Below are 11,274 nucleotides of genomic sequence, written 5' to 3' on the forward strand. Positions count from 1 at the left end.
GCACACCCGAGAGCCGCCCGACTCGCCTTAATCCCTCCGGGCAGAACGCCCGATTTAGTACGCCGCCGCCAAGAAGTAGCCACAGAAGACCGCCACAGAGCGATCAAGTCCACAGGCGGCTCGCTGGACAACCCGGTCGTCGGCGCGGGACTGGTTCTCCTCGCGGGCCTGGGCGTCTCGGCTGCTCTGGCCGTGAGCGCGGGAATCGCCGGCGGCGCCTTCGAACTCCCGCAGATCCCGGGCCTGCCCTTCTGACCCGAGTGGCAGCTCCCATCGCTCCCCGGGCGCGCCGGGGTCACCCCAGGATGTCGCGCCGCACCACGTTCTGGTCCCGGCCCGGGCCCACGCCGATGTACGACATGTGACAGCCGGCCAACTCCTCGAGCCGCAGGACATAGTCGCGGGCCTCGGGTGGCAGGTCGCCGAACTCGCGCGCCCCGGTGATGTCCTCTTCCCAGCCGGGCATGGTCTCGTAGATCGGCTGGGCGTGGTGGAAGTCGGTCTGCGTCATGGGCATCTCGTCGTGACGGACGCCGTCCACGTCGTAGGCCACGCAGATCGGGATCTCGCCGATGCCGGTGAGCACGTCGAGCTTGGTGAGGAAGTAGTCGGTGAAGCCGTTGACGCGCGCGGCGTACCGGGCGATCACGGCGTCGTACCACCCACAGCGGCGGGTGCGGCCGGTGTTGACGCCCACCTCACCGCCGGTGACCTGCAGGTACTCGCCCCACTTGTCGAACAGCTCGGTGGGGAACGGCCCGGCGCCCACGCGGGTGGTGTACGCCTTGACGATGCCCAGCGAGTGGGTGATCTTGGTGGGCCCGATCCCGGAGCCGACGCACGCGCCGCCGGCGGTGGGGTTGGACGAGGTGACGAACGGGTAGGTGCCGTGGTCCACGTCGAGCATGGTGGCCTGGCCGCCCTCCATGAGGACGGACTGGCCGCGGTCGAGGGCCTCGTTGAGCATCAGCGTGGTGTCGCAGACCATAGGCCGCAGGCGGTCGGCGTAGGACAGGAAGTACTCGACCATCTCCTCGACCTCGACCGCGCGGCGGTTGTAGATCTTCACGAGGATCTGGTTCTTGAGGTGCAGCGCGCCCTCGATCTTCTGTCGCAGGATCGACTCGTCGAACACGTCCTGCACGCGGATGCCCACGCGGGAGACCTTGTCGGCGTAGGTGGGGCCGATGCCGCGCCCGGTGGTGCCGATGGCCTTCTTGCCGAGGAACCGTTCGGTGACCTTGTCGAGCGCCTGGTGGTACGGCGCGACGAGGTGGGCGTCGGCGGAGATCCGCAGGCGGGAGGTGTCGGCGCCGCGGGCCTGCAGCCCCTCGATCTCGTCGAACAGCGCCTCGAGGTTCACCACCACGCCGTTGCCGATCACGGGTACTGCGGTGGGCGAGAGGATGCCGGCGGGCAGGAGCTTGAGTTCGTACTTCTCGCCGCCCACGACCACGGTGTGGCCGGCGTTGTTGCCACCGTTGGGCTTGACCACGTAGTCCACGCGGCCGCCCAGGATGTCGGTGGCCTTGCCCTTGCCCTCGTCGCCCCACTGGGCGCCGATCAGAACGATCGCTGGCATGGTTCGCTTTCACCTCGAAAAGAGTCGTCTACACGGTGAGGGACGGACACCTTCTCGTGATTCCGCGCACACCAGCACTCCAGATTAGTCTTCTGAACGCTCTCACCCTAGTCGCCGACCCCCCGCGCCCTGCGCAGTCTCACGGGCGTTCCGGGCAGGAGCTGCGAGATCCGGTCGGCGCTGGGGGAGGTGAGGACGCCGATCACGGGGTAGCCGCCGGTGACGGGGTGGTCGGGGCCGAACACGACGGGGCGGCCATCGGCGGGGATCTGGACGGCGCCGCGCACCATGCCCTCGCTGGGGATCTCGCCCCTGGACAGTCGCGGTACGGGCCGGGCGGGGTCGATGCGCACGCCCACCCGGTCGGCGTGGCCGCTGACGTGGCCGGTCGCCGCGAGGACGTCCCACGCCTCGGGTGGGAAGAGGTCGTCGCGCGGGCCGGGGATGACGTCGAGGTCGACGGGTTGGCGGGCGTCGGTGCCGCCGACGGCCGCCTGCCATCCGTCCGCCCACGGGCCCACGACCGCGTCGCCGACGTCGAGGACGTCCCCGACGGTGACGGGCGGCGGGCCGAGCCCGGACAGGGTGTCACGGGATCGGCTGCCCAGCACCGGCGGCACGTCGATCCCCCCGCGCACGCCCACGTAGCTGCGCACCCCGGCGACGGGCCGGCCGATCTCCAGCGTGGACCCGGTGTCGAGGCGGAGGACGTCGCCGGTGGCGGCGGTGCGTCGGGATCCGTCGGGGGTGACGACGACGACGAGGGCCTCCGCACCCGTGACCGCCACGATCGCGGGGGCGTCCGTGAGGACGGTGAGCCCGCCGAGCAGCACCTCGAGCACCGCGGCGGCGGGGTCGGTGCCGACGGCCCGGAGGGCGGTGGCCGCGGCGGCGCGGTCGGCGGCCCCGGAGGCGGTCACCCCGAGGTCGGCGTGTCCGGGGCGGCCGAGGTCCTGCACGAGGACGGCGGGCCCGGCCCGGAGCACCAGCAGGCTCATCGGTCCGCGCCCGGGCCGCCGCAGCCGCGGGAGCCGCCAGCGTCACGGAACCGCACGATCGTCCCGGGCGTCAGCAGGGCGGGGTCGGGGCGGTCGACGTCCCACAGCCGGGCGTCGGTGGTGCCGATGAGCTGCCACCCGCCGGGCGACGCGCCGGGGTAGACGGCGCAGAACCGGTCCGCCAGGCCCACCGATCCGGCCGGCACCCGCGCCCGCGGGGACGGAAGCCGTGGAACGGTCGGCAGGGGTCGCGGCTCGGCGTGGACGCGCTGCTCGCCTCCGCGCGCGTCCGGGTTGCGAGCATCGAGCTCCCGCGCGTCCACGAGGTAGGCGAATCCGGGCGCGAACCCGCCGAACGCGGCCCGCCAGGCGATTGCCGTGTGGGTCCGCACGAACGCCTCGGTCGACAGCCCGGCCAGGTCGGCGACGGCGTGCAGGTCGGGCCCGTCGTAGCGGACGTCGAGGATCACCTCGGCCGCCCCACCCGCGGCCCCGACCCCGCCAGCGTCCCCGACCCCGCCCGCGGCCCCAGGATCCGCTACTCCCCCTCCGGATCCGCTACCCGCATAGGGGTAGCGGATCCGGTCCCCGGGTAGCGGATTCTGGGTGGGCGGCGGCTCCTCGGAGAGGAGGGCCTCGACCCGCCGCCGCAGCCCGGGCAGCGCCGAGGCCTCCCGCGCGGTCACCAGCACGGTGCGGGCCGCCGCGACCACGTCGACGGCCTCCGGCCGCAACCCGCGAACCCTCCCGGCGAGCTGCACCGCCTCTGCCAGACCCGCACACTCGAGCAGCAGCGCGGCCTCTCCACAGCGGCGGATACTCGTCGTCGTCATCTCTCCCCCGCCGGCGCGAACGGCGCCAACGACACGCCGGAGGCCACGAGAGCCGACCGCACCCGGCGCGCCAGGTCGACGGCTCCAGGGGTGTCCCCGTGAACGCAGATCGACGCGGCCTCCACGACGACCGGCGAGCCGTCCGAGGCCGTGATCTCCCGCCCCGTGGCCATGGCCACCACCCGGGCGGCGACCTCGTCGGCGTCGGTGATGACGGCTCCCGGCTCGCCGCGCGGCACGAGGGTGCCGTCGGGTCGGTACCCGCGGTCGGCGAACGCCTCGGTCACGGCCCGCACGCCCGCCTTCTCGGCCTCCGTCAGGACCGCCGCACCGGGCAGGCCGAGGATCGGCAGCGGGTCCTCGTCGGCGACCGCGGCGTAGACCAGGACCGCGTCGACGACACCGGCCGCCTGCTCGCGATCGTGGACGATGCGGTTGTAGAGGGCCCCGTGGGGCTTGACGTAACGTACCCGCGAGCCGTGGCGTCGCGCGGCCATGTCGAGCTCGATCAGCTGGAACGCCACGATGCGGGCGACCTCCTCCCGACCGAGGTCGTGATCGACGCGACCGAAGTTCTCCGCGTCGCGGTACGAGGGATGCGCGCCCACGGCCACGCCCCGCCCGGCGGCCGCGACGACCGTCGCGTTCATCGTGGGCCGGTTGCCGGCGTGGAAGCCGCACGCGACGTTGGCGGAGGTCACCACGGCCAGCAGGGCGGCGTCGTCGGGATCGGGCCCCGCGTGGGGCGCGAGCGAGGCCGCCCACCTCGGGGTGCCGCGGCGGGCCTCCCCGAGGTCGCAGTTGAGATCGATGCTGCCGCGATCGATGTCGTGCGCCTGTGCTTGCACACCTCCATCCTGCCCCAGGTTCGCCACCTCCGGCGGCTGCGGTCATGATGGAGGTCATGATCGTCATCCGCTGCGGCTCCGCGCCGGTCCCGACGGTCCTCGGCGAACACCCCCGCATCGAGGTCAGTGCGGCCCCCACCAAGGACGAGGTCGCGCGCGCGCTCTCGGAGGTCGGCACCCGCCGCCGGCTGGTCGTGTGCGGCAGCGACGCCGGACTGGCCGCGCTCCTCACCCGACTCATGCGCACCGAGAATCTCGACGTGGAGATCGCGTACGTCGCCGACGAATCGACACCGGCCACCAAGGCGTACGGCCTGCCGACCGGCTCGGAGGCCGCCAAGCTCGGCGTCCGGGGCAGTGCCCGCGAGGTACCCCTCGTGCGCGACGACACCGGGACCGCGCTCGTGGGCGAGGCCACCGTCAGCGGCCCCGAAGGGGGCCACCTGGTGGGCGAGGCCTACGCCGACGACAACCGGGTCTTCTCCGGCGAGATCGACACCCTCATCGTCCGCCCGACGCCGGACCTGCCTGGCGTCGTCGCCACGGCCGCCCGCCCCCGCTGGCTGCGACGACGGCCGTGGCTCGCTGCCCGCGCGGTCCAGCTGGGGACCGAGGCCGGCCTTCTCACCCGCGACGGGGTCACCGGCCGGAGGGCCATCAAGAGGACGACCTTCTACCGTCATACCGAGCCATGGAGGCTCGTGTCGCCCTGAACGGCGGCATCTCCGGCGCGGGCCGGTCCGGCGAATCCGGCCACTCCTCCTCGAGCAGCTCCGGCGACACGGCCGGCGTCCGCACCGTCGGCGGCAGCGTGGCCAGTGCCGAGATCTTGCTCAGGCCCGCCACCTGCATCACGTCCACGAGGATGGACCGGATCTGGGCGAGCATCACCATCTCTGTCATGCCGGAGCCGATCACCAGCTCCCGCTTGGCCCGCGCCGACACCGCGCGCAACTCCCGCAGCACCGTCGCGGCTCCGGGTGCGTCGGGGTCGGCGGCCACCCGCTGGGCGAGCAGCTCCACCGCGTCGGCGAGCGCGGCCAGCAGCGAACTGAGCGCGGGCGGGACGTCGACCTGGTCGTCGACGGCCACGATCGCCCGCCGCGCCAGCACGCGGATGTTGCGGATGCCGTTGTCGAGCGGGTTGAGAATCCGGCTCAGCTCCACCTCCTCCGGACGGCGCCGGCGGTAGAACGGCGAGATCCGCACCAGTTCCCGGGCCCCCGCGAGCTGCTCCTCCAGCGCGTCGATCGCCGGCTGGGTGTCGCGGGCGTCCTGCAGCGCCTCGCGGATGCGGTCGGAGTCGCGGCGGTCCAGGCCCTCGGCGACCTCCGCCAGGACCGACGAGGCCACGCCGAGCAGCGACGCCGCCTCGCGCCGGGCGCGCCGCAGCGGGTGCACGGGAACGAGCGACATCGCCACCAGTGCGACGACACCGCCGACGGCGGCGTCCGCCATCCGCTCGTAACCACCCGCCGAGCCGGGCGGCAGGATCGTGGCCACGAGTATCGCCGACGACGCCGCCTGCGTCCCCACGAGCGCGCCCCGGTCGAGGAACACGGCCGCCGACATCGCCAGCACCACGACCGCGGCGATCTGCCACGGTCCGGAGCCGATCTGCGCGATGATCAGATCGCCCAGGCCGACGCCCACCACGACGCCGATCACCAGCTCGATACCGCGGCGAACCCGCCGGCCCATCCCGGTGCCCAGAGCGATGGCCGCCGCGATGGGCGCGAAGAACGGGGCGGGGTGGCCCAGCACGTCAAACGCGATGTACCACGCGATCCCGGCGGCCAGGCCGCACTGCAGGATCGGCAGGAACGCGTACGCCAGTCGCCGGGTCCGCGTCCTCAGGGGAACCGGCAGCGCCGCGTAGACGCCCAGCGCGCGGGCGTCCAGGCGGTCACGCCAGGCCGAGAGGCGCGGCGGCGTGCGGGTCCGACTCATTGATCAGGTCCAGGCAACGGATGTACTCGTCCTCCTCGCCGATCGACTGCGCGGCTCGGGCCAGCGCCGCGACCGCGCGGAGGAATCCGCGGTTCGGCTCGTGGTCGTACGGCACCGGGCCGAAGCCCTTCCAGCCGTGGCGGCGCAGCTGATCCAGCCCGCGGTGGTAGCCGGTTCGGGCGAAGGCGTACGCGGTCACGGCGTCGCCGGCGTCGAGTGCGCGCTCGGCGAGCTCGGCCCACGCGATCGACGCCGCCGGATGGTCGGCTGCGACCGTGCGGGGGTCCTCGCCCGCGGCGAGGGCGTCCTCCGCCTCCGGATCGCCGGTCAGACGGGTGGGCGGGGGGCCGAGGAGATCTCCGAACTGGGTCATGCCGACCATTGTCCACGAATTGCCGCCTCCGTTCCCCCGGCGGGTGAACGGGCGCGGGACGGGCGACCGACCGTCCGGGGCGCGCACGGCGGGCGTTTGCTGTGGTGAGAGCCCTGCGGCGCCCCACGACGGGCGCCGCGGTCGCGTTGCCGCAGGCCGCACTGACCGCCGCCGCGACGCGGGATCGATGGTCCGGTGTCGAGGCCCGGAGCGCGCGGAGACCCCTCCGCCGACGCCCCGCCTCCACCGTACGTCTCTGCCCGAGACGAACGAGAGGCCGGTGACGGCCGGAAGGAATGTAGTTGTCTAATCAACGAATCGCCATCTTCGGAGCCGGCCCCAGCGGCATCGCCGCCCTGCGGGCCTTCGAGTCCGCGCAGCGCGCGGGCGCCTCGATCCCCGAGATCGTCTGCTACGAGAAGCAGGACGACTGGGGCGGCCAGTGGAACTACAGCTGGCGCAGCGGGATCGACAAGTACGGCGAGCCGGTGCACTCCTCGATGTACCGCAACCTGTGGTCGAACGGCCCGAAGGAGGCCCTGGAGTTCGCCGAGTACACCTTCGACGAGCACTTCGGCCGGCCGATCCCGTCCTACCCACCGCGCGAAGTGTTGTGGGACTACATCGACGGCCGCGTGCGCCGGTCGAAGGTCAAGGACCAGGTGCAGTTCTCCACGGCCGTGCGCTGGGTGGACTACGACCGCGACCAGGACAACTTCACCGTGACCGTGGAGAACCTCCGCTCGGGCCGCACCACCACCTCCGAGTTCGACCGCATCATCGTCGCCACCGGCCACTTCAGCTTCCCCAACGTGCCCGGGTTCGAAGGCATCAACACCTTCCCCGGCTCGGTCCAGCACGCCCACGACTTCCGCGGCGCCGAGAACCTGGCGGACAAGCGGGTCCTGCTCGTCGGCGCCTCCTACTCCGCCGAGGACATCGGCGTGCAGGCGTTCAAGATGGGCGCCCGCTCGGTGACGATGTCCTACCGCACCCGGCCGATCGGCTACGACTGGCCGGACGGCATGGAGGAGCTGCCGCTCATCGACCGCTTCGACGGCAGCACGGTCCACTTCACAGGCGGCGAGACGCGGGAGTTCGACGCGGTGATCCTGTGCACCGGCTACCTGCACAAGTATCCGTTCCTGCCCGCCGACCTCGCACTGCAGTCGCCGAACAACATCTACCCTTCCGGCCTGTACCGGGGCGTGGTGTGGCAGAAGAACCCGCGCGTGTGCTACCTCGGCGCCCAGGACCAGTGGTTCACGTTCAACATGTTCGACGCGCAGGCCTGGTACGTCCGCGACCTCATCCTCGGACGTACGCCGCTGCCGTCGGCGCAGGACCGGGCCGCGCACATGCGCGCCTGGCGCGACCGCTTCCAGCAGCTCGACGGTGACGCCGACGAGGTGCGGTTCCAGGCCGACTACATCCGCGACCTCATCGACGCGACCGACTACCCGGAGTTCGACCTCGACGAGGTCGTCCGGATCTTCCTCGCGTGGAAGGACGACAAGGCCGCCAACATCCTCACCTACCGCGACAAGCCGCACCGTTCGGTCATGACCGGCACGATGGCCGCCGAGCATCACACACCGTGGCTGCGCGAACTGGACGACTCGATGGTGCGATACCTGTCGACCCCCACGCGTAGCGAACTGGAGCAGATGGTCGTGGACGGCGAGCCCGCCGAGTCCACCACGCGCTGACCGCCGGACCCGGGGATGAACACTCGATGACGCCTCGGCGATAACCGGGGCGCGGGGGCGATCGATCGGTCACGCTGGTCACATGACCGACTCTGTTGCCGATCCCTCCGGGTACCGCGCGGGCCTCGGCCGGCGCTCCCTCCTGCGGGCGGGGGCGCTGGCCGGGGCGGCGGTCGGCGCCGGGGCCCTCACCGGTCGCGCCGCGTCTGCAGCCGCCGCAGCGGGCGGACCCGTCACCGGGGACACCGCGGGTGGGCCCGCTTCGACCGTGTTCCGGCACGGCGTCGCGTCCGGCGACCCGATGGCGGACCGCGTCATCCTGTGGACGCGCGTCACGCCGACAGAGCAGGCGGCCCCGGGGTCCGGGATCGGAGACCTCGTCGTCGTCGACTGGGAGGTCTCGACCGACCCGGGCTTCGCCACCATCGTCCGATCGGGCACGGTCACCACCGACGCCGGCCGCGACCACACCGTCAAGCTCGACTGCGCAGGCCTCGCGCCGGACCGGTGGTACCACTTCCGGTTCCACGCGCTCGGCCAGACCTCACGCACCGGCCGCACGCGCACCGCCCCCGCCGACGGTGCGATGCCCGCCACCGGCCGCTGGCGCGTCGGCGTGGTCTCGTGCTCCAACTGGGAGGCCGGGTTCTTCGCCGGCTACCGCCACCTCGAGGCGCGTGGCGACCTGGACGCGATCATCGAACTCGGCGACTACATCTACGAGTACGGCCGCGGCGAGTACACGGCCGCCGCCGGCGCCGTCCGCCCGCACGATCCGCCGCACGAGATCGTCACCCTGGCCGACTACCGGATCCGTCTGGCGCAGTACCGCACCGACCCCGACCTGCAGTCCCTGCACGCGCACGTGCCGTGGATCTGCACGTGGGACGACCACGAGCTCGCCAACAACTCGTGGGAGCACGGCGCCGAGAACCATCAGCCGCACGAGGGTCCGTTCGCCGACCGCAAGGCCGCGTCCGCGCAGGCCTACTTCGAGTGGATGCCGGTGCGGCCTGAGTCGTTGCGCGACGGCGGGCACCTCTACCGGCGCCTGCGGTGGGGCGCGTTGGCCGAGCTGAGCATGCTCGACCTGCGCTCGTACCGCTCGGAAGATCCGGGCCGCTTCAACGGCCGCGCGACCGATCAGACGGGCACCATGACGGGCGCCGAGCAGTTCGACTGGCTGGCCCGTGGCCTGGCGTCGTCGACGGCCCGCTGGAACGTCATCGGCAACTCGGTCATGGTCACCCCTGTGCTGATCCCGCCTCTGGACGCCCGCACGACCGGGGCGCTCACCGAACTGCTCGGCATCCCGCGCGAGGGCATCACCTATAACTCCGACCAGTGGGACGGCTACGCCGGAGAGCGCCGTCGCCTGTTCGAGGTGATCCGCGCGACGGGCAACCGCAACCACGTCTTCCTCACCGGCGACATCCACACGTCGTGGGCCAACGAGGTGCCGCTCGACGCCGCCGACTACCCCGGTGCGGGCACGGGAGCGGTCGAGTTCGTCACCCCGTCCATCACGAGCAACAACATCAACGACATGGTGGGGCTGCCGGAGGGCAATCCCCTCTCGCAAGCCGCGCAGGGCGCGCTGACCGGCGTGAACCGCCACGTCCGCTGGGCCGATCTGGACCGGCACGGCTTCACGGTGGTCGAGTTCACGAGCGGCTACGCGCACGCCGACTACTGGGCGCTCGTCGCGCGCGAGGACCCCGCGAGCGGTGCGTACCCGCTGGCCAGTTGGCGTTCGCCGCACGGCTCGGACCGTCTGGAACCGGCGGGACTGCTGCCCTGAGAGTCGGCGGGCGCCGGGGCCCCTGTCCCCACTGAATCTCAGGCCGGTCGGCTACCGTGGCGGGTCGACGCGGCCCGTCCGGGGCCGCGACGGGTGTCTTTGGAGTAGTGGATGACGACGACGAGCCAGCAGCCCCCCGCCGGAGATCCGGGTCCCGGGGGGCAGCCGGGCGGTGGCCCGGAGGGTGGGGCACGTCTGTCGGGTGACGGGCGCGGCGATCGCCCGGGCCGGGGTGGTGTGCTCGCGGCGGTGGCCGTGGTTGCGCTGGTCGTGGTCGCCGCGGTCGCGTGGGCGTTCCTGGCCGGGCCGTTGTCGTCGTCGGGGCGGGCCGAGCGGGCTGTGGCCGAGACGCTGGAGCAGATGAGCTCGGCGGAGTCGTTCGACGAGTTCAACAGTCATATGTGCGCGGAGAACCGGGTCCCGCAGGAGTTGGTGGACACGATCACCGCGTCGAGCGAGGCGACGGGGCCGGATCTCGATTCGATGTTCCGCGAGTCGATCGCGGGCTCGTTCCCGGAGGACCTCGAGGTGACCGGGGTCGAGATCGCGGACGGCGGCGCGGAGGCGATGGCGACGGTCGAGTCCGAGTCGGACGGGTCCGGTCCGGAGCAGGTGCGGATGCGCGACGAGGACGGCGCCTGGAAGCTGTGCCAGCCCGGGGTCGGAATGGGCTCGGTGCCCGAGGGCCAGCAGCCGGGCTGATCGGCTCCGCCCGGTCACGCCGGCCGCCCTGGGCGTTCTGGGCGTTCCGGCGACGTCGGCTGCTCCGGCCTGTCGCCGCGGGAGGTGGCGCGCAGGGCGCGTTCGACCCCGGGTGGGTTGGTGAGGTGGCCGTCGTCGGCGATGAGGCGGTCGAGGTGGTGGTGCCAGTGGTGGTCGAGGATGCGGTCGCGGGCCTGGGCCAGGGGGCCGTGGGGTCGGGTGTGGTGTTCGTGTCCGGTCTCGGTGATGATGGTCAGCTCGCCGAGGGGTCCGGGTCGGTAGGCGCAGTGGCCGAAGGTTTTCTCCCGGTGGTGCTTGCGGCACAGGCACACCAGGTTCCACTCGGCGGTGGGCCCGCCGAGCTCGGGGCGCTGGTGGTCGAAGGCGATGACGTGGTCGATCTCGCAGTCGTGGGCGTCGACGGTGCACCCCGGGTGGCGGCAGGTGCCGTCGCGCAGGCGGATCCGTTCGGCCAGGG

Annotated in this window: 12 protein-coding genes; 5 read left to right on the plus strand and 7 right to left on the minus strand. The window is 72.6% G+C overall.

Annotated elements, in window-relative coordinates:
* Nucleotides 1-30: 30 nt before the first annotated feature.
* A complete protein-coding gene (locus tag DPA01S_RS17350; protein WP_232303194.1) occupies nucleotides 31-255 on the plus strand; it encodes a hypothetical protein in 225 nt (74 codons plus the stop codon).
* 40 nt (nucleotides 256-295) lie between these two features.
* On the opposite strand, the gene DPA01S_RS14945 is transcribed toward DPA01S_RS17350, so the two are convergent.
* The 4 genes from DPA01S_RS14945 to DPA01S_RS14960 form a co-directional block, all read right to left on the minus strand.
* Nucleotides 296-1,582: an adenylosuccinate synthase gene (locus DPA01S_RS14945; protein ID WP_061229977.1), complete on the minus strand. Its 1,287-nt coding sequence runs from the start codon at nucleotides 1,580-1,582 to the stop codon at nucleotides 296-298.
* Nucleotides 1,583-1,689: 107 nt separating this feature from the next.
* Entirely contained in the window at nucleotides 1,690-2,580 is an 891-nt protein-coding gene (locus DPA01S_RS14950; protein ID WP_061917567.1) for a 5-oxoprolinase subunit C family protein, read from the minus strand.
* Complete coding sequence (locus tag DPA01S_RS14955) at nucleotides 2,577-3,413, minus strand: 5-oxoprolinase subunit B family protein (RefSeq protein ID WP_063935272.1); 837 nt, start codon at nucleotides 3,411-3,413, stop codon at nucleotides 2,577-2,579. Before DPA01S_RS14955 ends, DPA01S_RS14950 begins: the two co-directional genes overlap by 4 nt.
* Nucleotides 3,410-4,261, minus strand: a complete 852-nt coding sequence (locus DPA01S_RS14960) for a LamB/YcsF family protein (RefSeq protein WP_061917570.1) — start codon at nucleotides 4,259-4,261, stop codon at nucleotides 3,410-3,412. The genes DPA01S_RS14955 and DPA01S_RS14960 overlap by 4 nt, the downstream gene beginning before the upstream one ends.
* Before the next feature lie 56 nt (nucleotides 4,262-4,317).
* Here DPA01S_RS14960 and DPA01S_RS14965 point away from each other — a divergent pair, with 56 nt between their 5' ends.
* Nucleotides 4,318-4,974: a hypothetical protein gene (locus DPA01S_RS14965; RefSeq protein WP_083961676.1), complete on the plus strand. Its 657-nt coding sequence runs from the start codon at nucleotides 4,318-4,320 to the stop codon at nucleotides 4,972-4,974.
* On the opposite strand, the gene DPA01S_RS14970 is transcribed toward DPA01S_RS14965, so the two are convergent.
* Both DPA01S_RS14970 and DPA01S_RS14975 read right to left on the minus strand, forming a co-directional pair.
* On the minus strand, nucleotides 4,919-6,211 hold the full coding sequence (locus DPA01S_RS14970; protein ID WP_061917576.1) for an FUSC family protein: 1,293 nt from the start codon (nucleotides 6,209-6,211) through the stop codon (nucleotides 4,919-4,921). The genes DPA01S_RS14965 and DPA01S_RS14970 overlap by 56 nt on opposite strands.
* Nucleotides 6,168-6,584, minus strand: a complete 417-nt coding sequence (locus DPA01S_RS14975) for a DUF3151 domain-containing protein (protein ID WP_043567286.1) — start codon at nucleotides 6,582-6,584, stop codon at nucleotides 6,168-6,170. The genes DPA01S_RS14970 and DPA01S_RS14975 overlap by 44 nt, the downstream gene beginning before the upstream one ends.
* A gap of 302 nt (nucleotides 6,585-6,886) precedes the next feature.
* Here DPA01S_RS14975 and DPA01S_RS14980 point away from each other — a divergent pair, with 302 nt between their 5' ends.
* The 3 genes from DPA01S_RS14980 to DPA01S_RS14990 all read left to right on the plus strand — a co-directional run bounded on the left by DPA01S_RS14980 (nucleotide 6,887) and on the right by DPA01S_RS14990 (nucleotide 10,796).
* Nucleotides 6,887-8,293: a trimethylamine monooxygenase gene (locus DPA01S_RS14980; protein ID WP_061917579.1), complete on the plus strand. Its 1,407-nt coding sequence runs from the start codon at nucleotides 6,887-6,889 to the stop codon at nucleotides 8,291-8,293.
* An 82-nt stretch (nucleotides 8,294-8,375) separates the two neighbouring features.
* Nucleotides 8,376-10,094, plus strand: coding sequence for an alkaline phosphatase D family protein (locus tag DPA01S_RS14985; protein WP_061229983.1), 1,719 nt, complete (start codon nucleotides 8,376-8,378; stop codon nucleotides 10,092-10,094).
* A 111-nt stretch (nucleotides 10,095-10,205) separates the two neighbouring features.
* Nucleotides 10,206-10,796, plus strand: a complete 591-nt coding sequence (locus tag DPA01S_RS14990) for an Rv0361 family membrane protein (RefSeq protein ID WP_061229984.1) — start codon at nucleotides 10,206-10,208, stop codon at nucleotides 10,794-10,796.
* Nucleotides 10,797-10,810: 14 nt separating this feature from the next.
* On the opposite strand, the gene DPA01S_RS17095 is transcribed toward DPA01S_RS14990, so the two are convergent.
* Nucleotides 10,811-11,274, minus strand: a 464-nt coding sequence (locus tag DPA01S_RS17095; protein WP_232303192.1) for an HNH endonuclease signature motif containing protein, incomplete at its 5' end; no start/stop codon positions are given.

This window comes from Dietzia papillomatosis NBRC 105045 (assembly GCF_001570845.1).
GTDB lineage: Bacteria > Actinomycetota > Actinomycetes > Mycobacteriales > Mycobacteriaceae > Dietzia > Dietzia cinnamea.